19 protein-coding genes are annotated in these 20,565 nt (G+C 40.6%); 6 read left to right on the top strand and 13 right to left on the bottom strand.

Going from position 1 to position 20,565, the window contains the following annotated elements:
- Positions 1-250: 250 nt before the first annotated feature.
- On the top strand, positions 251-2,824 hold the full coding sequence (plsB, locus tag MMY79_RS02065) for a glycerol-3-phosphate 1-O-acyltransferase PlsB (RefSeq protein ID WP_252611666.1): 2,574 nt from the start codon (positions 251-253) through the stop codon (positions 2,822-2,824).
- 46 nt (positions 2,825-2,870) lie between these two features.
- Here the strand turns inward: plsB and MMY79_RS02060 are convergent, their stop codons facing one another.
- Together MMY79_RS02060 and MMY79_RS02055 are read right to left on the bottom strand one after the other, a co-directional pair.
- Complete coding sequence (locus tag MMY79_RS02060) at positions 2,871-3,854, bottom strand: putative solute-binding protein (protein WP_252611664.1); 984 nt, start codon at positions 3,852-3,854, stop codon at positions 2,871-2,873.
- Between the two features lie 79 nt (positions 3,855-3,933).
- Complete coding sequence (locus tag MMY79_RS02055) at positions 3,934-4,749, bottom strand: NAD(P)H-binding protein (protein WP_252611662.1); 816 nt, start codon at positions 4,747-4,749, stop codon at positions 3,934-3,936.
- Between the two features lie 20 nt (positions 4,750-4,769).
- Here MMY79_RS02055 and recG point away from each other — a divergent pair, with 20 nt between their 5' ends.
- Both recG and MMY79_RS02045 read left to right on the top strand, forming a co-directional pair.
- Positions 4,770-6,815, top strand: coding sequence for an ATP-dependent DNA helicase RecG (recG, locus tag MMY79_RS02050; RefSeq protein WP_252611660.1), 2,046 nt, complete (start codon positions 4,770-4,772; stop codon positions 6,813-6,815).
- Positions 6,808-7,437, top strand: a complete 630-nt coding sequence (locus MMY79_RS02045; protein WP_252611658.1) for a phosphoribosyltransferase family protein — start codon at positions 6,808-6,810, stop codon at positions 7,435-7,437. The genes recG and MMY79_RS02045 overlap by 8 nt, the downstream gene beginning before the upstream one ends.
- Before the next feature lie 5 nt (positions 7,438-7,442).
- Here the strand turns inward: MMY79_RS02045 and MMY79_RS02040 are convergent, their stop codons facing one another.
- Both MMY79_RS02040 and MMY79_RS02035 read right to left on the bottom strand, forming a co-directional pair.
- The gene (locus MMY79_RS02040; RefSeq protein WP_252611656.1) at positions 7,443-7,841 is read right to left on the bottom strand and encodes an NUDIX domain-containing protein; all 399 of its coding nucleotides are present in this window, start codon (positions 7,839-7,841) and stop codon (positions 7,443-7,445) included.
- 14 nt (positions 7,842-7,855) lie between these two features.
- Positions 7,856-8,437, bottom strand: a complete 582-nt coding sequence (locus MMY79_RS02035) for a TIGR00730 family Rossman fold protein (RefSeq protein WP_252611654.1) — start codon at positions 8,435-8,437, stop codon at positions 7,856-7,858.
- A gap of 158 nt (positions 8,438-8,595) precedes the next feature.
- Here MMY79_RS02035 and MMY79_RS02030 point away from each other — a divergent pair, with 158 nt between their 5' ends.
- Positions 8,596-9,609: a CorA family divalent cation transporter gene (locus tag MMY79_RS02030; protein WP_004789661.1), complete on the top strand. Its 1,014-nt coding sequence runs from the start codon at positions 8,596-8,598 to the stop codon at positions 9,607-9,609.
- A 72-nt stretch (positions 9,610-9,681) separates the two neighbouring features.
- On the opposite strand, the gene MMY79_RS02025 is transcribed toward MMY79_RS02030, so the two are convergent.
- The 9 genes from MMY79_RS02025 to dxs all read right to left on the bottom strand — a co-directional run bounded on the left by MMY79_RS02025 (position 9,682) and on the right by dxs (position 18,527).
- On the bottom strand, positions 9,682-9,969 hold the full coding sequence (locus MMY79_RS02025; RefSeq protein WP_252611652.1) for an STAS domain-containing protein: 288 nt from the start codon (positions 9,967-9,969) through the stop codon (positions 9,682-9,684).
- A gap of 10 nt (positions 9,970-9,979) precedes the next feature.
- On the bottom strand, positions 9,980-10,621 hold the full coding sequence (locus tag MMY79_RS02020) for an ABC transporter substrate-binding protein (protein ID WP_252611649.1): 642 nt from the start codon (positions 10,619-10,621) through the stop codon (positions 9,980-9,982).
- Positions 10,622-10,647: 26 nt separating this feature from the next.
- Positions 10,648-11,331, bottom strand: a complete 684-nt coding sequence (locus MMY79_RS02015) for an outer membrane lipid asymmetry maintenance protein MlaD (protein ID WP_252611647.1) — start codon at positions 11,329-11,331, stop codon at positions 10,648-10,650.
- Positions 11,331-12,110 (bottom strand): lipid asymmetry maintenance ABC transporter permease subunit MlaE, encoded by a 780-nt coding sequence (gene mlaE, locus MMY79_RS02010; protein ID WP_252611645.1) that lies wholly within the window; start codon positions 12,108-12,110, stop codon positions 11,331-11,333. Before mlaE ends, MMY79_RS02015 begins: the two co-directional genes overlap by 1 nt.
- On the bottom strand, positions 12,107-12,925 hold the full coding sequence (locus MMY79_RS02005; protein ID WP_252611643.1) for an ABC transporter ATP-binding protein: 819 nt from the start codon (positions 12,923-12,925) through the stop codon (positions 12,107-12,109). Before MMY79_RS02005 ends, mlaE begins: the two co-directional genes overlap by 4 nt.
- A gap of 90 nt (positions 12,926-13,015) precedes the next feature.
- A complete protein-coding gene (locus MMY79_RS02000; RefSeq protein WP_252611641.1) occupies positions 13,016-13,225 on the bottom strand; it encodes a hypothetical protein in 210 nt (69 codons plus the stop codon).
- Positions 13,226-13,331: 106 nt separating this feature from the next.
- Positions 13,332-15,266: a DEAD/DEAH box helicase gene (locus MMY79_RS01995; protein ID WP_252611639.1), complete on the bottom strand. Its 1,935-nt coding sequence runs from the start codon at positions 15,264-15,266 to the stop codon at positions 13,332-13,334.
- A gap of 407 nt (positions 15,267-15,673) precedes the next feature.
- Positions 15,674-16,504: an inositol monophosphatase family protein gene (locus MMY79_RS01990; RefSeq protein ID WP_005038449.1), complete on the bottom strand. Its 831-nt coding sequence runs from the start codon at positions 16,502-16,504 to the stop codon at positions 15,674-15,676.
- Between the two features lie 118 nt (positions 16,505-16,622).
- The gene (gene dxs, locus MMY79_RS01985; RefSeq protein WP_252611637.1) at positions 16,623-18,527 is read right to left on the bottom strand and encodes a 1-deoxy-D-xylulose-5-phosphate synthase; all 1,905 of its coding nucleotides are present in this window, start codon (positions 18,525-18,527) and stop codon (positions 16,623-16,625) included.
- 303 nt (positions 18,528-18,830) lie between these two features.
- On the opposite strand from dxs, the gene ribA reads away from it, so the two are divergent.
- Both ribA and hemF read left to right on the top strand, forming a co-directional pair.
- The gene (gene ribA / locus MMY79_RS01980) at positions 18,831-19,442 is read left to right on the top strand and encodes a GTP cyclohydrolase II (protein ID WP_252611635.1); all 612 of its coding nucleotides are present in this window, start codon (positions 18,831-18,833) and stop codon (positions 19,440-19,442) included.
- 118 nt (positions 19,443-19,560) lie between these two features.
- A complete protein-coding gene (gene hemF / locus MMY79_RS01975; RefSeq protein WP_252611633.1) occupies positions 19,561-20,511 on the top strand; it encodes an oxygen-dependent coproporphyrinogen oxidase in 951 nt (316 codons plus the stop codon).
- The last annotated feature ends 54 nt before the right edge of the window (positions 20,512-20,565 follow it).

Below are 20,565 nucleotides of genomic sequence, written 5' to 3'. Positions count from 1 at the left end.
AAAATCGTATTAAAGGACAGATGTGTATAATCTATTGTGCCATAAAAAACTATTTGAACATGGAACAATCAGTCAACTTCTGACGAACATTGCCCTTAAAACAGCTAAAAATACGATTTTTAACGATAAAATATGCCAAAAGCATTATAATTTATAAGCTATTAGCATATTGTTTTTTTCAATAAATGCCTCAAAATGATTACCCTCCGCATTTGGTGCTGGGATTTATCTTTAAGAAGTAGGAGTTCTTATGTCCAAGAGTGGGTTTGGTCAAATGTATCGTCGGCTTTCGAGTAAGTTACTTGACCTCGTGGTAACACCACATGTTCTTGGGGAAGTTCCTACTGAACCAGTATCAGAAGCAATAGAAACAGAAGCAAAGACTGACCGCCAAAAAGTGGTGTGCTATGTCTTACAAAACCATTCTCGAAGCAATGCTTTGGTGGTAGATGGTGAAACGCGTCGTTTAAATTTAAAACCTGCGTTAGACCCATTAGTTGTTGGCACTCATCAGGAAAAAGCATCAGTTTTATTTTTACAGCACAATGATGAAAATAATTTACTGAATCCGCCTCCTCATGCTTTTCCACCACGCTTATTAAAATTAATTGAAGTCTTACAAGAAAATCCTGAACTTGATATAGAGCTTGTTCCAGTTACCGTTTTATGGGGCCGCTCACCAGACAAAGAAGACTCTTGGTTTAAGCTATTATTTTCAGATACATGGGCTACACCAAGCACTGTTAAGCAATTGGTCAACATTGGCTTACATGGCCGCCAATCTTATTTAGAGTTTCATGAACCGCAATCACTACGTGAACTGGTTGAATATGCGCAACAGCATTATCCAAACCTTTCACCTGCCACTTATATTGTAAGTACGTTAAATGATTACTTAGATCGTCAGCGTGAAGTGGTCTTAGGTCCCGATTTATCGGATCGCCGTAATGTCATGCAGTCAGTTGTGAAGTCTCGCGATGTTCAAGAAGCAATCCGCCGTGAAAGTATTCGCGGGAAAGTCAGTATGCTCGAAGCTGAACGTCGTGCGATTGGCTATGTCAATGAAATCGTATCGGATTATTCACACTCAGCAGTCCGCTTTGCCGATCTTGCTTTAACGCGCTTATGGACCCAGCTTTATGACGGCGTAGATGTGCATAACTTCAGTACCGTTCGTGAACTGGCAAAAGATTATGAAGTGGTTTACACACCTTGTCACCGCAGTCACATCGACTATTTATTATTGTCTTATGTAATTTATAGACGGGGCCTTATGGTTCCGTATATTGCTGCAGGTGATAACCTAAACTTGCCTTTCGTTGGTCAGCTTTTACGTGGTGGTGGTGCCTTCTTTATTCGCCGTTCTTTCCGTGGCAATGGCCTTTATACAACCGTATTTAAAGAATATTTATATAGTATTTTGTCACGTAACACGCCACTTGAGTACTTTATTGAAGGTGGACGTTCGCGTACAGGACGCCTATTACCGCCTAAGACTGGCATGCTTGCTATGACGGTTCATAGTCACTTACGTGGCCGTACAAAGCCAATTGTATTTGTACCAACCTACATTGGTTATGAACGCCTCATGGAAGGCTCAACCTACGTAGGGGAAATGCAAGGTAAACCGAAAGAAGCTGAATCAATTTTTGGTATTGTGAAAACCTTACGAAAAATTGAACGTATTTTCGGTAAAGTCCACGTGAACTTTGGTGAACCTGTTTTTCTTGATGACCTGCTCAAACAACATAATGCAGAAAATGTTTTTATCGAGAAAAATGACGACCCAATTCCTCAAGCGGTTTCAGATGCAGTAAATAGCTCTGCACATGCAATTTTAGAAAATATTAACCGAGCTGTGGTGATTAACCCTGTCTCTTTACTTTCTATTATTCTGCTTGCAACTCCAAAGCATACGCTTGATGAAGAAATCTGTATTAAGCAGCTTGAAGCTTACCGTGATCTGGCATCAAACTTCCCATATGACCAACGTATGGAAGTAACTCCACTTTCTGGTAAAGAAATTATTGCTTATGGTTTAAAGCTTAAACTCATTAAACGAGTTCAGCATGCACTCGGCGATATTATTGCAATTGAAGACAACCAAGCGGTTCTTCTGACCTATTTCCGTAATAACATTTTGCACGCCTTTGTTTTACCATCATTGGTTGCATCACTTGTTGAACATAATGGAAAAATCAGCCGTTCAGATTTAACCAATGTCATCTATACGCTCTACCCATTCTTAAAAGCAGAGTTATTCCTTAAATGGAAGAGCAGCGAACTTAAGGAACAAATTGAGCAATATGCAAATGCATTGGTTCAATCAAACCTTATTCAGCAAGATGATGAAGGTAACTTAATTAGCTCTGCACCAAATACTGAAGAGCATAATCAGCTTGTTGTTTTAGCTACGCCTGTTAAACAAAGTCTTGAGCGTTACTACATGACGCTTGCACTCATTACTCAACGTGGTTCGGGTAATATTTCTGCTAAACAGGTTGAAGAATTAAGTCATTTACTTGGACAACGTTTGTCAGTTCTATATGAATTTAATTCGCCTGAGTTCTTCGACAAAGCTTTATTCCAAAGCTTCTTAAAAGTACTTACACAGCAAAATTACATTCGAACCAATGACCAAGGCCAAATTGAGTTTGATGATAATTTCCGTCAAATGGCTGCTGGCGCACAGTTGGTACTTGATGAAGTAACCTTACAAATGTTGCAGCACATCACGACCTTTACCGACGAAGAGCTAAAAGATGCACTAGAAGCTATGGCATCTCAACAAGCAAAACGACGTTTGAAACGTAAAAAATCTTAAGATTTTGAGCCAAAATAAAAGGCAACTTCGGTTGCCTTTTATTTTATTAGCGAATTGGGCATTCAAAATAGCGCGGATCATCCATACAACGCAGACGCTTCATAAGTTGAACAAAATAAGCATCGTAATAACCTGAAAGAACGTACTGATTACGTATTTTTGCAACCATAACGTCATAGCTCTGCTTTTCATAAAAAGAAACGTCCACCCAGTAATAGGCAGGCAAATGATTTTCCCACTGGGTCGCACGGTTAGTCAGCAATTGGCTATTTTGAACAAACCATCCTCGAATTTTTCGGCCGAAATTAGCAGGATAAGCTTGCGGCTTAATAATTAAATTAACGCCAAAATATGCCAAAGGAAAGTTAATGACTTGGACATCGGGTCCAAATTCTTTTTGTAAGTTATATGGCAATAGTCCATATATGGGAGCTGGAACAATATCGATTTTATTTTGCTTAAACTGAACAATCGCATTAGATAAATCAACATAAACTGGCTGACCACCCACACTTCGTACCAATGCTTGTTGTGGTGGATTGTTGGGTAACACCCCAATACGCTGATTTCTTAATTGAGCGACTTTAGAGATTTTCTTATTTTTTAGGACCATATAGGCAGTGCCGACAGGAATCATTCCTACCGCTTCATAGTCCTTAGAAATTAATCTTTTCTCGACTGTTGGATGATTCAAAAGCTGTAATAAGTTTTTAGCAGTACGATTATTAGGAATAAGCCCGATACCAGCGGTACTCCCCATAAACTGGTTATAACGATAAGTATTAAAATTGGATGCTGCTAAACCTGAACATTTACCACCATCAAAAGCTTGTATGGCCTGTTGTTCTTTTTGATAGGTCACCACTTTAAATTTGACTTGATATTGCAGGGCATATAACCGAATGTCATTTAAACGACGTGTAATATCCCCTTGGGAACCAATCGGATCATATGCACACCACACCTGATCCTCAGCCCAACTCGCAACAGCTGTTATGCTCAAAATAAGAGCTAAACAAATTTTTTTCACTTTCAACCTTTTTATCTTTATCGGCAATTTGACTGCCTCATCAGGTATTTCTGTTCTTATTTAAATTTTAATCAAAATTTTATTTAGTGCTATGAACATTTAAACATAATAAATAGTCATTAAAGCAAATTGGATGCTCTAATTGAAAACCCGTTTCAGGCAAATGTTTCGCATAAATTCGTTTACCTGAAACTTGGTTTGATTCTAAAGTTAACTCTGGCAATCCCAATTGTTTTTGGAACCACATGATAACTTCATGCAAAGGCAATGGTTGGTTATTAGTCACAATATAGCTGGCCTGATAAGTTTCATAGTCTGCCATAAAAGCCAAAAATCTTGCTAAATCATTAATATGTATTCGATTGCTATAATGTATATTTGGATAACTTTGACTATTTTCAGCCATTTTCTTCAAGCGGGCAACGGAAGTTCCATAAATCCCAGTTGGGCGAACAATTACACATTGTGTTGGATAATGTTTTTGCCAAAGGAGTTCCATATTACGCAATATATGGCCTTGTGCATCATTTGGCTGAATTTCACTAAAATCATCAATGATCTCCCCTGCATTTTCACCATATACTCGCGTAGACGACACTACGATTATTTTTTTTACTGGATGTATTTTTAATGCATCTCGAATCGGTTCAATACTATCTACATACGTGTGCTGGTAGCCCTCAACCGTACTCTCGTTTGGAGAAAGTAAAATATATACGACATCCACAGGTTCAATTTTACTTAAATCGAGTTTAAAGATATCTTGAACAAGATGTGTTGCGTAACTATCCGTTTTTACACTACGGCTGATTGTGGTAATTTGATGTTCTTTCTCAAATAGTTGTTTAGCAACACGCTGAGATGTTTTACCATAACCGATAAATAATATATGCATAGAAAACTCGTTGAGGGGACATGACTTCAGTCCATCAGTTACAAGGCGTTGGATCGGCTTCAGCAGCCCTACTCGAAAAACTAAATATTTTTACCACAGATGATTTACTGTTTCATCTGCCACGTGATTATGAAGACCGCAGTACGATTATTGCAATGAATCAACTTGTGGTTGGGCGTAGCTATTTACTTGAAGGTGAAGTCAGATCAATTGATTTTCCTCCGGGAAAAAGAAAATCTATGGCGGCCTTGGTTCAAGATGAATTCGGTAAAGTCACCTTACGCTTTTATCATATTTATAAAAACCTGACTGACAAAATAAAACCGGGTCATCGCTTACGTATTTTTGGTGAAGTTCGTGTCGGCGCTCGCGGGCTTGAGATGTATCATCCTGAAATTCAGCTCATCCATGAACATACACCTCTACCAAAAACTCAGCTTACAGCAATTTACCCAAGTACGGATGGGCTAACTCAACTCAAACTGCGCGAATATGTAAAACAAGCTTTAAAGCATCATAGTGATGCTTTACCAGAGCTACTCCCAAAACAATATACTAATGGCTATGCACTTAAAGAGGCTCTGTATTACATTCATGAGCCTCCTGTTGATGCCAATATGCTCCAGTTGGCCCAAGGTTCACACCCAGCCCAACAACGGCTTATTTTTGAAGAACTGGTTGCACACCAAATTAGTTTACTTAATCGTCGCGCTTATATCCGTCAAATTGCATCTCCTGCTTTTTCAAGCAGTAAAATCTTAGCTAAAAAGCTTTTAGAAGCTTTACCCTTTCAAATGACCAATGCACAGAAACGTGTATCAAAAGAAATTTTGAACGATTTGAAGCAGAACCAACCAATGCTTCGATTAGTCCAAGGTGACGTAGGTGCTGGAAAAACATTGGTTGCAGCTATAGCTGCTTGCCATGCTTTAGAAGCAGATTGGCAAGTTGCATTAATGGCCCCTACTGAGATTCTTGCAGAACAGCACTATCTGAATTTTAAACGTTGGTTTGAGCCTTTAGGTATTACTGTCGCATGGTTGTCTGGAAAACAAAAAGGTAAAGCGCGTGCTCAAGCAGAGCAGCAGATTAAAGAAGGCCACGCTGAACTTATTATAGGTACACATGCTTTATTTCAAGATAACGTTGGATTTGCAAAATTAGGTCTAGTGATTATTGATGAACAACATCGTTTTGGCGTAGATCAGCGTTTAGCTCTACGTAATAAAGGTGCTGAGCAGTTCACCCCGCACCAACTCGTCATGACAGCTACCCCTATTCCAAGAACACTAGCAATGAGTGCGTATGGAGATTTAGACACTTCAATTATTGATGAGTTACCACCGGGTCGTACCCCAATTCAAACGGTTACGATTCCCCTTGATCGTCGTGAAGAAGTACTTCAACGAATTGCTTCAAACTGTAGAGATGGGAAACAGGCATATTGGGTATGCACACTGGTTGAACAATCTGAGACTTTAGATGCTCAAGCCGCCGAAGCCACCTATCAAGAAATGAAAGAGCGCTTTCCTGAGCTTAATATTGGTTTAGTGCATGGCAAAATGAAAGCTGACGAAAAGCAAGCGGTCATGCAAGCGTTTAAGAATAATGAATTACAGCTTCTTATCGCAACCACGGTAATTGAAGTTGGAGTAGATGTTCCCAATTCCTCTATTATGGTCATTGAAAATGCTGAACGCCTAGGGCTTTCTCAGTTACACCAATTACGGGGTCGCGTAGGTCGAGGCGCTCAAGCCAGCTTTTGCGTACTTTTATACAAAACACCTCTTTCACAAAATGGGCAAGAGAGACTTTCTATTTTAAGAGAAAGTAATGATGGATTTGTGATCGCAGAAAAAGATCTTGAGTTACGCGGACCAGGTGAATTACTAGGTACTAAACAAACTGGGGATATGGGGTTTAGAGTTGCTCGTTTAGAACGAGATGATCACTTACTCAGTCAAGCTCATTATGTAGCTCAGCAAGTCTTAAAAGACTACCCTGAACAAGCAGATGCATTATTAAAACGCTGGCTTCCAGAAGCGCCTCGCTACGCGTATGTTTAATTTCTTAAATCCGCAGCATCTTATTCAATTGCTCTCACCTTGTTTGTTATGTGAGTCAGGTGTCCGAGAAAAACATTCTCTCTGTAAGGACTGTTGGAAGCAGTTACCTTGGCTTAAACAAACAATTCAACGTAATAATCAATCAGTTCTTGTGGCCTGTGATTATGCTTATCCAGTGAGCCGGATCATTCAGCAGTTTAAATATGAACAAAAACTACATTATCAAATCCTGCTAGGTGAAATTTTACAACAACTCAAATTTTCCAAGGCACAGGCTATCGTACCTATGCCTATTTCGAATCAACGTTTAATCGAACGTGGTTTCAATCAGTCGTTGTTACTCGCAAATATTTTAAGCAAACAATTAAAAATACCTGTTTGGCAGCCGGTACAACGTCTTGCTGAACATTCGCAAAAAGGGCTTTCTCGACTGGAACGCTTTGAGAACATTGAACAACAGTTTATTGCGCTTACTCAAGAAAAACAACGTTATCGCCGCGTTCTTATTATTGATGACGTAATAACCACGGGAAGCTCTATTCATGCGCTCAGTCAAGCACTTAAACAATTAGGCTGCACATCCATCCATGCCGCTTGTGTAGCGGCAACTTTGACTAGTTAAAATGATTAAACGGTAGATAGATGCTGCTCACACCAAGGAATAACAATTTCACGGGTTAATGGTGCGAGGTGCGTTTCTGAATCATTTAAATCAACCCATTTCATTTCTGCAATTTCGGCTGCAATTTTAGGAGCCTGATCGAGCTGGACAAGATATAAATGACTGACCAGAATATGGTCTGGCTCATTCGCTGTGGCTGTTTCGAAACGACCAAGAAATTGCTCAATTACACAAGAACTTCCAACTTCTTCTAAAATTTCTCGCTGCATTGTGACATCTGGCGCCTCATTGGGTTCCAGTTTGCCACCCACTTGCATAAAAGCATGGGTATTACGCTTTCTTACAAGCAACAACTGATTTTGCTCGTTCAAGATCACTGCAGCAGCAACCGTAATTGTTTTCACTTATTTAACCTCGTTTATGGTTGAACATCTGCATTTATCCATTTTGGAGCAGGAGCCTGATATTGCTCAAATTGTTGAAGAATATCTTCAATTTTGTCTGATGCGATCAATTTATCAACGAATCGCGCTTGGCTAAATCCATTATCTACCGTTCCTTGAATCATTTTAAGTAAATCTTCATAAAAGCCAGCTACATTTAAGAAAGCACATGGCTTTTGATGAATACCTAATTGCGCCCACGTCCATTGTTCAAAGATTTCTTCCAATGTACCCGCACCGCCAGGTAAAGCAATAAAACCATCAGAGAGGTCTGCCATTTTAGTTTTACGCTCATGCATATTTTCGACCACATATAATTTAGTTAAGCCCGGATGAGCTAACTCACGATCGACCAAAGCACGAGGAATCACGCCAATGACTTGTCCACCTGCTTGCAAGGCACTATCAGCGACAACACCCATTAAGCCTGAACGACCACCACCATAAACCAAGGTTTTACCCTGCTTTGCGATAGTCTCACCTGCAATTTTGGCAACTTGTTGGAAAATTGGGTTTGAACCAAGAGATGAACCACAGAAAATACAAATTGAATTCATAGTGTAAAAAACCGTTTTATTGAACTGTCATGCTGACAAACTAAACTATCGATAGAGTTTTTTTTTGCAAAATAGCGTATTGGCAAGTGTTTTTCGGCAAATCCTTGTCTAAAATACACCCATCCATTTCCATCAGACTGCGTGAGGAAAAAAGACACATGCTTGAAGCCTTTTATGCCACAGAACGCGGAAGTCTGGAAGATGCCACCATCAATGGTGGATTTGATCTACATCCCGAATTAGTCTGGCTTGATCTTATTGCACCCTCGCAAGAAGAGCAACAATGGGTACTAGATGCCTATGACCAAAATTTACCTACACTGAAATCGCTTGAAGATATTTCATCCTCAGCACGATTCTACCGTGATGATGATGGTATTTTGCATATCAGTACTTATTTTTTAACGAAAAATAAAAACTATCAAGTGGATGGTGATGCAGAAGATTCATCACACATTTTAGCGATGGTACAAACAGTCGCATTTATTTTACATAAAGACCGTCTCTTTACGATGCGGGGAGAAAAATTAGTTGCCTTTCGTGCCTTTCGTGCCCGTGCTCGCCGAAATGACTATGACATGGACTATAAAGATCCAACATGGATTTTATTAGGCCTTCTTGAAGCAAAACTCGATGAGCTTGCGGATATCTTAGAAGATATCCACAAAGATTTAGAAAAATACTCTACAGAGGTTCTTAACAATCACCAACGTGAACAAATTCTAGATCTAGATGACATGATTACACGCCTAGCTCAACAAGAAGACATGCTAGGAAAAGCTCAGCTCTGTTTAATTGATTTACGACGCGTACTTACTTTTTTATCACGTCCACGCGCATTAGGCAGTCATATTTACGATGCTGATATTCGAGAACTGAGTGAAGATGTTCGCTCACTCGTAGAACATGATGCATTCCTATTTCAAAAAGTACGATTCTTGCTAGATACGACGTCTGGGTTCATTAATACCGAGCAGAATGACACGATCCGTCGATTCTCGATCTTACCAAGTATGTTAGCTCCTCCAATGCTTATTGCCAGCATCTATGGGATGAACACGGATGTATTGCCATTTGCACATGGTACGACTAGTTTCATCATTGTTTTACTGATTATTATCGGTTTCTTTATTGGCCCTATTATTTATTTCCGCTGGAAAAAATGGATTTAAGCTTTGTAATAAAATGCTAGTCCAAAGCATAAAAAAGCACCTATATTTAGGTGCTTTTTTATATCTTGCATATCAGATCAAATGTAGATCTTCCTGCAAATGGCAGGCTTGAATGATCTTCAGCATTTTTTCGGGTACATTTTTAAAATGCAAACCAGCTTTTTGTGGAGTCACTCGTAACCATTGAACCAAAACAGCCAATGCCAAGGTACTCCCATGCTCAAGCTCTGCTAAATCTACCACTAGAGGAAAGCTTTGTTGCTTCTTGATGATAGCTAAACCTGCTTGATACTGTTGTTCCGCATTTTCAAAATCAATTTTTCCCGAAACAACCAATTGTTGGTTGAGATACTGAACCACTCTTCACCTACTATTTTTGTTTGTTCTGATTAACGGCAGCGTCTGCATCCGGTTGGAAGGTTGCAATTGCTTTATTCAAATCGCCGCCATTACGTTTCACTGTAGCAGCAAATTGATTACGGAACTGTAACCCCAAATCAATACCAGAAACATTGATATTACGGATTTTCCATTGAGTACCTTTATCAGCTAACTGGAAAGATACAGGAATTTTGTCGCCGTTATGAGTGAAGTCCAATGTCACTACTGGGTTTTTACCCGCAGTTGCCTTGTAAGGGCGCATGGTATAGCTTTGGTTCGTATATTTAGCAAATGCGCTACCGTAATTTTCAATTAATGTATTACGGAAGTTAGTTTCGAACTGAGCACGCTGTGCTGCTGTACTATACTGATTTGTTGCATAAGTACCCATTACAATGCGAGTAAATGCTTGTGAATCGACATACGGGTCTAAATTCTGACGTACGATACTCTTCACTAATGCTGGATTACTTTGCAATTTTGCATGATCAGCTTTCAAACGAGTAATCAAACCATCAGCAACACGCTTGATAAAATCAGGTGGTGCTTCTGAAGGTGCAGCAAATGCTGTACCTGCAATCATGGTAGACAAAAGACTTGCTGTCAGGGTTTGTTTAAACAACGTATTCACCAGGAACCACTCCTTCAAATAATCTTTTACTCAACAAATGAGGCTTGTGCACTATCTTTATCAGTGCTTGCAGGAGCACTCGCTTCTGTTGAGCCTGAACCGGCAGCAACTTTACCAGCCCCACCACCAGTAATAAATTTACTAATTAAATCTTCTAAATCCATAGTTCCTTGAGTGTTTGAAATTGTGTCACCTCGTTTCAAGTAGTTCACACCACCACCAGGTACGACTTTCAAATATTTCTCACCCAACAAACCATTGGTTGCAACCATTATATAAGCATCTTCATCAATACTTGTGATGGAGGTCATGTTACTGGTCAGTTGCTGTTCCATTGCTTTTTGTTGCTCTGGAGAAGCCTGCGTATAATCCGAGCTATAACGCAATTCTTCCAATGCATTTTTCTGAACTTCTTTTAATTGTTCAGGATTGAAACTTGTCAACTTTCCATCTAAACCAAATGTTACGGTAGCCAAACGCGTAACAGGATCAAGCGTAATTGAATCGACACGACCAATTGTAACACCACTCATTGTTACTTTAGCGCGCGGCTTTAGCCCATTGACGTTATCAAACTGAGCTTTCATGGTATAACTATCACTTAAGTTCGTACCAACAAGACCACTGACTTTCATCGCTAAAAAAAACAATGCAATACCGAAGATAATAACAAAGACACCAACGGCCAGTTCACTACTACGTGATTTCATTAAATCCCTCCGAACATGACCGCAGTCAACACGAAATCAAAACCTAAAACACATAATGAAGAATACACAACCGTCCGGGTCATTGCCGTTGCAATGCCTTCTGGTGTCGGATCACAGGCATAGCCTTGATAAACAGCGACCCATGTACAAATCAAAGCAAAAACAATACTTTTAATAATCGTGCCATTGATAATGTCATGCCCGAAACGCACAGTATTTTGCATACCACTCCAGAAGGAGCCTTCATCAGCACCTAAAAAGTCAACACCGACCATCTTGCCACCAATAATACCAATGGCTGCAAATATCACAGTTAACATTGGCAAACTGACAATACCTGCCCAAAGACGTGGTGATACGATTTGCTTTAAAGGGTCAACACCTATCATTTCCATACTGGCAAGCTGTTCGCTTTGCTTCATTGAACCAATTTCGGCAGTCAATGCAGAACCTGCTCGTCCTGCAAATAGCAATGCAGCAACTACAGAAGCAAGCTCACGGAGTAGGGTTAACGAAATCGCTGTACCCAACATCGACTCAGCACCAAAAGTGACCAAAATGCTATACATCTGCAAGCCAAGAACTGCGCCAATAAACAAACCAGAAACGGTAATAATAAGTAAGGACATCACACCTACGCGGTGCATTTGGTAACCAAAACGACCAAAACCACCCTTGGTAGGAAATGAAAAAATAATCTGCAAGAGCATATGTGCCGCTGCACCAATGCCTCGAATCCGCTCAATAACGAGTCTACCTAACCAGGCAATCGTATTCATGGACGAACCTCGTTATTTAAATAAGCTTGATGACTAAACTGGTATTCAACGGGTCCTTCTTCCGAACCTGTTAAGAATTGGTGCACAAATGGAGAAGCATGTTTTTGCAACTCTTCAGGTGTACCCTCTCCCTGAATTTTTCCTTCAGCTACCACATAGATGTAGTCAGCAATCGATAATGTTTCTGCAACATCATGCGAAACAATAATTGTTGTTAAATCTAACGCTTCACGTAGGGAACGAATTAAACGTGTCAAAACGCCTTTCACAATTGGGTCTTGACCAGCAAAAGGTTCATCGTACATGATTAAATCGGGATCAAGTGCTATCGCGCGAGCCAATGCCACACGACGATTCATACCACCTGAAAGTTCTGTCGGCATTAATTGTTCAGAACCACGCAAACCCACCGACTCAAGTTTTAATGCAACGAGTTCAGCAATGAGATTTTCAGGAAGCTTTGTGTGCGCTCGGATTGGAAACGCCACATTTTCATAAACGGACATATCCGTAAATAGAGCTCCACTCTGAAATAACATTCCCATACGTGCACGAGCGGAAAAAAGTTCCTGACGAGACATTTTGGCAATATCTTTAGCGTCGAGTAAAACTTCCCCCTGATCTGGAACTAACTGTCCACCAATCAGACGTAATAAAGTTGTTTTACCTGTACCAGAAGGTCCCATAATGGCCGTAATCTGGCCTCGACGTATATTTAAACTAATATTGTCATAAATGACGCGTTCCCCTCGATTAAAACTCAAGTTCTTCACTTCAATAAGCGGTTGAGTCGAGAGAGGAGTTTTATTATTCATAATGGCAATCGTTCCTGCACTTTTATGCACGCATACTATAACACTGAAAATTAGCAAACTTGTTGTAATTTTGACAAAAGCAAATCTAACTTACTTAATAGAAGTCGAAGAAGTATGCTCGTAAAAAGAGGTCAATTCAGAAGCTTGGAATTGCTCAACAGAACTTCCATTTATAAAAGCGTAGGCGAAGTAAACACCATTACACAAAACGAGTGCAATAAAAAGATAAGGCAATCCATGCTGAACCAACAGGTTCCTCAATTGTGCCATTACAGTCTCTTTTCGCTTACTTTTACGCATTATTTAATAAAAAATTGAACCAATTCACATTTTGTTAGTTTATAACAAAACTGAAAAATAAAAAAGGCCAGTATTTTTACTGGCCTTTTTTTAAACTAAATATTGATTAGCGGTCGAATTTACGACGCGGCGGCTTGTCATCAAAACTACGACGCGGACGATCTTCACCACCAAAGCTACGTTTTGGACGATCTTCACCAAACGCTGGACGTTCACCACGTGGTTTATCATCGAAGCTACGACGTGGCTTATCGCTGAAACCACCTTCACGACGTGGACGATCTGAGTTGAACTCGCGACGCGGACGATCTTCACCACCGAACGCTGGACGTTCACCACGTGGTTTGTCATCAAAACTACGACGTGGACGATCTTCACCACCAAACGCTGGACGCTCGCCACGTGGCTTGTCATCAAAACTACGACGCGGACGATCTTCACCACCGAAGCTACGTTTTGGACGGTCACCAAAACCACTTTCGCGACGTGGTTTATAATCTACGCGATTACCACGGTTGTCATCATTCGAGTCAAAACGCGGTTTATCATTGAAACCACCTTCGCGACGTGGACGATCTGAACCGAACTCACGACGTGGACGATCTTCAAAACCACCTTCACGACGTGGGCGGTCTGCATTGAACTCGCGACGTGGACGATCTTCACCACCAAATGCTGGACGCTCACCACGTGGTTTATCATCGAAGCTACGACGTGGACGGTCATCACGACCACCTTCACGGCGCTTGAAGTTGCTTTCGCCTTCAAAACGACGACCGCCACCGAAACCGCCGCCACTACGACGACCATCACGGCTACCGCCATTACCACCACGACCACGACCGCCGCCATCACGACCTGAACGAGCAGGAGGTGGAGATGGCTCTAAGCCTTCAATTTCAGAAACACTTAAACGAGCTTCTAAATATTCTTCAAGTGCACGAATCTTACCGCGTTCACGATAAGTCGCTAAAGTAATTGCTTGACCAGTACGACCAGCACGACCTGTACGACCAATACGGTGTACATAATCTTCATGCTTCATCGGAAGACCGAAGTTAATTACGTGAGAAATAGTGGGAACGTCAAGACCACGAGCAGCAACGTCAGTTGCAACTAAGATTTTTGCGCGACCTTCACGAATACTACGTAAACGACGGTTACGAACTGTTTGTGGCATTGCACCGTGAAGTGCAACAACAGAGTGACCTGCTTCAGCAAGTTCTTCTGCCAACATATCTGTATCTTCTTGCGTGCTAGCAAAAACAACAGCTTGATCTAAGTTTTCATCACTTAACCAATGGGTAAGTAATTTTTTCTTATGTTCAAAGCCATCAGTCCAATGCAATGTTTGCGTAATATCTGTATTGGTTGAATGACCTGTTTCAATTGCGATACGCATAGGATCCTTCATCATGCATGATGCAAGACGAATGATACGATCAGCAAATGTTGCAGAGAACATTAATGTTTGTTTACGGTTAGCCGCTAATTCGCTAATTGCTTCTAAGTCTTCAGAGAAACCTAGGTCAAGCATACGGTCAGCTTCATCAACGATTAAAGCATCTACTTGATCTAATTTAATTTGACGACGATTTACCAAGTCAAGTAAACGACCAGGTGTTGCAACAACAACTTGCGCGCCTTTTAATTGTTGAATTTGTTTTGCAAATGGCATACCGCCCATAATGGCAGCAATACGAACACCTTTCATGTGACGTACAAATGCAATTGCATCTTGACTTACTTGCTGAGCCAATTCACGAGTTGGTGAAATTACCAAGATATTCGGTTGAGTTACTGCTTTCATACGGTCTTTGAACGGTACAACAGTCTCTTGACCAGCTAAAGCATTTAATGTTGGGAGTAAGAATGCAGCAGTTTTACCAGAGCCAGTTTGGCTTGATACGAGAAGGTCTTTACCTTCTAAAGCAGCAGGAATTGCTTGTTCTTGCACAGGAGTCGGGGCAGTAAAACCTAAACCTTCAAGCGCTTGTTGTAAGGTTTCATGCAAAGAAAATTCGGCAAAAGTTTTGCTCATAGAGAGTTTCACCCTTGTGGGTGCTCCATTTTTAATAAATACAAAAAAATAGACATCGGCAAAAAGCGGCAAAGCAAAGTTAGCTGAAACGTTTTTTCAGCAGCAATCCGAGTAACGACGATGTGGACTAAACGCACGCTTGATTACGGCCGAACCTGAAGAATCGCTGAGCGATTGGGGCGCAAGTAATGGTCCTCTCTATGGACAGCGTGCGCTTACAATGAATAGAACAGAATGTTCAGGTAATGAACGGAAATTTAAGTGCGTTGGCGGATTATAGCAGAAATAATTTAAAAGTCACCTGTTTTAATCAACTTTATGCATCTTTCTTGAATTAATTTAATTTACTCTTCACTAAAAACATAAAACCCTCTGATTAAAGAGGGTTTTATTTAGAATAAGCTAAATTATTTTGCAGCTTTATCCCAAGCAGGAACAACAGTTTGCATTAAAGGTTTTAACAGTTTAAGCGAACATGCGAGTACTTGACCATTTTCAAATGAGTTATTACCGCCACGCGCGTCAACAACTACACCGCCCGCTTCTTTAAGAATAAGTTCACCGGCAGCAATATCCCATGGCTTTAAACCAAGCTCAAAGAAACCATCAAAACGACCTGCAGCAACATATGCTAAATCTAGAGCAGCTGAACCACCACGACGGATTTGTGCACCAGCTTCAGTAACAGCTAATAATGATGCGAAATGCTGCTCTGCATAAGATACGATTTCGCCAGCACGTTTAGCACGGTAAGGATGGCCTACTGCTAAGAATGTATTTTCTAAACTATCTTTTACATTTACACGAATACGGCGTTGATTCATAACTGCACCGCGACCACGGCTAGCAGAGAATAACTCATCACGTACTGGATCGTAGATTACGCCGTGTTGAGTAACACCTTTATGCTGAACTGCAATTGAAATACAGAAATGAGGGAAACCATTAATAAAGTTTTGTGTGCCATCAAGCGGGTCAATTACCCAGCACCACTCTGCATCATGGCCTTTGCCTTCTTGTAAACCAAACTCTTCACCTAAGAAGCTATGGTTTTTATAACTTTTACGCAACGTATCAATCGCTAACTGTTCTAAATAACGATCTACACGTGTTACTGGGCCATCAATGCCTTTCTCTTCAACTTGCAAATCGAGTTTATGACGATTTTGATGCGCTTTTAAAAGCTCTTGACCAACTGTTTGAGCCGCACGCGCAGCCATAACCACCATAGGTTCCATTGAACACCCACTAGACAAATTTGAAGATTTTGACAAAGAATAATGCATAAAAGCGCAGATATTTTAGCAAATATATGCGCTTTTAGGGGGAAAATGTTTCAAAAATTTTATTGGAAGTCTAAACCACCTGATTTAGCTTAAGCCAAACTTTCTCAATTGAGCTCAAAATACCTTTAGCATCTAACCCACAATCTTGTAACATTTGTCCGTGTGAAGCCTGTTGTAAGAACAAATCTGGTAAGCCTAAATTAATGATAGGTTTCACAATTTGTTCTTGCGCCATGAACTCATTTACCGCACTTCCGGCACCACCCATAATGGCATGCTCTTCAACAGTGACAAATAAATGTGTGTGCTCAGCCAAATCACGAATCATTTTTTCATCAAGTGGTTTCACAAAACGCATATTTACAACGCGCACACCCACATCATGTTTTTGTGCAAATTGCTCAGCAGCTTCTATGGCAACCATAACGCGACTACCAAATGCCAAAATTGTAATTTGTTCATCACAAGTAGATTTAATTTCAGCAACGATTTCAGCTTTCCCTAATTCAATAGCGGTCAACTCTTGCTGAATTTCAACACCCACCCCTGCACCACGTGGGTAACGCACCGCAGCTGGTCCATTATAGGCATAGGCTGTATGAAGCATCTGACGGCATTCATTTTCATCTTTTGGTGCCATGATGACCATGTTTGGAACTGTACGCATGTATGCATAATCATATGCACCTGCATGAGTTGGACCATCTTCACCAACTAAACCTGCACGGTCAATTCCGAAAGTCACATCAAGGTTTTGTAATGCGACATCATGAATAAGCTGATCATAACCACGTTGCAAAAACGTTGAATAGATTGCAACAACAGGTTTTAAGCCCTCACAAGCCATTCCTGCTGCAAGTGTTACTGCATGCTGTTCAGCAATCGCGACATCAAAAAATCTCTGCGGAAATTCTTTAGCAAACTGAACCATACCTGAGCCTTCACACATCGCTGGTGTGATCGCAAGTAGACGCTCATCTTGTGCTGCCTCATCACATAACCACTGACCAAATACATCAGAATATTTAGGTGGTGTCTTACCTGCTGAAGTCGCATTAATTTTGCTAATTGCATGATAGGTAATCGGATCCGCTTCTGCTGGAGTGAAACCTTTACCTTTTTTAGTATAGACGTGGACTAACCGTGGGCCTTTACGCTTCTTCAGAGCATTGAATACTTGGGCCAGTTGATTTACGTCATGGCCATCGAATGGGCCAAAATAATCAAAACCAATTGCTTTAAATAAATTATCTGCCGCATCTGTTGCTGATTGATGCAACCGGGAGTTATACGTCCATTTTGGATGTGGCTGGATATAGGCTTCGCCATCTTCGTTAACGTTAACTAAATGGCCTTTTTCCCAAATTGCAGCCAAATGTTTAGCAAAACCGCCTGTGCTACAAGAAATTGACATGTCATTGTCATTCAGCACAACAATTAAATCAGCATCATGTGCAACAGCATCGTTCATGGCTTCAAACGCCATACCTGCTGTCATTGCACCATCACCAACAATACAAACGACTTCACATGGATCGTTTTGATAGCGACGTGCTAACGACATTCCTAAACCAGCTGAAATTGCTGTTGATGAATGCCCTACGCCGAATGTATCAAAAACGGATTCTTCTCTGGCTGGAAATGCTGCTAAACCATTTTTAGAACGAATCGTCGTCATTTGCTCACGACGGCCTGTCAGGACTTTATGCGGATACGCCTGATGTCCCACATCCCAAACTAATCGGTCATTTGGTGTATTAAAGCAATAATGCAGCGCAACCGTCAGCTCAACCACGCCGAGATTAGCACCGAAATGGCCACCACTCTGGCCTGCTGCATATAAAATATATTGACGCAACTCATCAGCCACTTGAACCAATTGGCTATGCTCGAGCTGACGTAATTGTTGAGGATGATCAATTGCATCTAACAATGGCGTAACAGGGCGTTGAGTTGGAATTTCGGTATACAACATATGTGGCAAAGCCTTTATAAGCCTGGCAAATCCTAAGCTGGGTCAAAATGGGTCGATCATACAATCGAATGAAGTCACCTTCAATCAGCCACATTTGCGAACGAGGTCATGCAAAGCAGTCTCTCATACATCATGGGTATGGTTGGCAGATTATCCTGAATAATCTGACTATTTATCAACTATTATCGTCATCTTTATACAAAAAAGAAAACCTTAGTGTGCAAAATGATTATGACAATTCGACCAATCTCCCAGCATTACGCTATACTTTAAACCGTTTTCGGTTAAAAGATGAGTTAATCTGTGCCTATAGAGTTCATTGCAACATCAAAACTCCCGACCGCTTTTGGTGAATTCAATATTTCTGTGTTTCAAGATCCAGTATCAGGTGAAGAACATGTGGCACTTTCTAAAGGGTTAGAAAATCCACCTACAGGCCCTGTTTTGGTTCGTGTACATTCAGAATGTTTAACAGGTGATGCTTTTGCGTCATTAAAATGCGACTGTGGTCCTCAATTGCAGGCAACTCAAAAGCTCATTAACGAGGCAGGTCAAGGCATTATTTTATATTTACGTCAAGAAGGCCGTGGTATTGGGCTTACAAATAAAATTCGCGCCTATGCTTTACAAGATCAAGGTCATGACACCGTAGATGCTAATTTACTTTTAAATTTACCTGCCGATGCACGTCGTTACGACATGTGTAGCATCATGCTCGATCATTTAGAAGTAAAAGAAGTTAAATTAATTACCAACAATCCTTTGAAAATTCAGGCACTCAAAGATCAAGGAATTAATGTTGTTGACCGTGTTCCATTAACGGTTGGACGTAACCCTTTTAATGAACAATATTTAAAAACTAAACGTGAACGTATGGATCACCTTTACCAAAAAGATGATTTTTTAAAAAAATAAATATTAAAAAAGCAATCGCAAGGGATTTTTGAGACATTTCTTAAAAATCCCTTACTTTTTTTATGGTTTTGTGTTTTGATGTACCTATCTCCTATCTCAATCATCTTTGAGGGTCACTATGCAACATCCGACTTCCACAGATATTCAACGTGTCCACGAATTTCTCCTCGATTTACAAGCTCGTATATGTGCTGGTTTAGAACAACAAGAAAAAGCTGGCGGCGGTACGAGTGAATTTATTATTGATGATTGGGAACGTCCTGAAGGCGGTGGTGGGCGTTCACGAGTACTGCAAAATGGTACAGTGATTGAAAAAGGTGGTGTGATGTTCTCTCACATCAACATTAGTAAACTGCCCGCTTCTGCTACAGAAAGACACCCTCAAATTGCTGGAGCTAAAGCTCAAGCCCTTGGCGTGTCATTGGTGATTCATCCTAAAAATCCAAATATTCCGACTTCTCATGCCAATGTACGTTTATTCGTTGCAGAGCCTGAAGGACAAGATCCAATTTGGTGGTTTGGCGGTGGTTTTGACTTAACTCCTTTTTATCCAGATGAGCAAGATGTTATTGATTGGCATCAAGCCGCTCATGACTTATGTCAGCCTTTTGGTGACCATGTCTATGCTGAACATAAAAAATGGTGTGATGACTACTTTTATTTAAAACATCGTGATGAACAACGTGGCGTCGGCGGTTTATTTTTCGATGATCTCAATGGCTGGGATTTCGAAACTTGCTTTAAATATATTCAGGCTGTAGGTAATGGTTATTTAAATGCCATTCTGCCAATTTTTGAAAAACATCGTGAACAGCCTTACACCGAAGCTCAACGTGAGTTCCAAATTTACCGTCGTGGTAGATATGTCGAATATAACTTAGTCTATGACCGCGGAACATTGTTTGGCTTACAAACAGGTGGACGTATCGAATCTATTTTAGTCAGCCTCCCTAACCTTGCAGGTTGGTCGTATCGTCCTGAATGGGATGAAGACTCGCCAGAGAAACGTTTAACTGACTATTACCTAAAACCACGTGACTGGCTAAATCTAAAAGAAAAAGTCGCTTAATTTTTTTGCTTTTTGGAGATTCTTTGGCTTCCACCCTAAAGAATCTCCTTTTTT

This window comes from Acinetobacter sp. XS-4 (assembly GCF_023920705.1).
Lineage (GTDB): Bacteria > Pseudomonadota > Gammaproteobacteria > Pseudomonadales > Moraxellaceae > Acinetobacter.
This window is presented reverse-complemented; position numbering and strand designations above follow the sequence as displayed.